The organism is Neisseria sp. HMSC064E01 (assembly GCF_001808875.1).
Taxonomy (GTDB): domain Bacteria; phylum Pseudomonadota; class Gammaproteobacteria; order Burkholderiales; family Neisseriaceae; genus Neisseria; species Neisseria sicca_A.
On sequence record NZ_KV794883.1, the window covers coordinates 1 to 553 of the forward strand.

Consider the following 553-nt stretch of genomic DNA (forward strand, 5'->3'; position numbering starts at 1 on the left):
AATTGGTTGGTTACTTCTTCCATCACGGTAACGATGTCATGCCCCGCCCTGCGAAGCTCCATAATGCGCGTGTTGTAGCCCAATATGCCCATTTGGGAAAGCTCCCATGATGTAACGCTGCCCTGTTTCAATCGGCATAAAACGCGCTCTCTTTGACTTGGCGTTTTTGCCTTGCCGTTGGTAGAATAGTCGCTCATGCTTAATAATCCTTTCCGCCGTCTGAATGTCCGTTCAGGCGGCATTTGTTTTGCGCCTGATAAATCAATTTGCCTGCTCTTCGCGTTTGGCTGCCAGTTTGCCGATATAGTCGTCAATCTCGCTTGCAAGCCAGCCCGTCGCATTGGCGGAAATTTTGAACGGACGGGGAAAATCAGGGCGGTAATGACGGCTCTTAGGGTTTACCCAATTCCAAATAGTCGCTCGTGAAACACCTAATGCGCGGGCTGTATCGTCTGCTCGCAATACTGTGTTATTCATATGCTTTTGCCTTTCTTTAGTCGGATTAGATGACAGGCAAAAATATAGCCGCCCATGTGGGCGGCTGTTAAGGAAG

Annotated in this window: 2 protein-coding genes; both read right to left on the bottom strand. The window is 49.2% G+C overall.

Annotation, left to right across the window (positions count from 1 at the left end; genetic code table 11):
• Positions 1–197, bottom strand: a 197-nt coding sequence (locus HMPREF2572_RS01400; protein ID WP_070495729.1) for a helix-turn-helix domain-containing protein, incomplete at its 3' end; no start/stop codon positions are given.
• Between the two features lie 64 nt (positions 198–261).
• A complete protein-coding gene (locus tag HMPREF2572_RS01405) occupies positions 262–477 on the bottom strand; it encodes a helix-turn-helix transcriptional regulator (RefSeq protein WP_003763941.1) in 216 nt (71 codons plus the stop codon).
• Positions 478–553 lie beyond the last annotated feature (76 nt).

Excerpts from the sequence above, each read along its gene's own strand:
- HMPREF2572_RS01405 (WP_003763941.1), bottom strand. The coding sequence starts at position 477 with ATGAATAACACAGTATTGCGAGCAGACGATACAGCCCGCGCATTAGGT.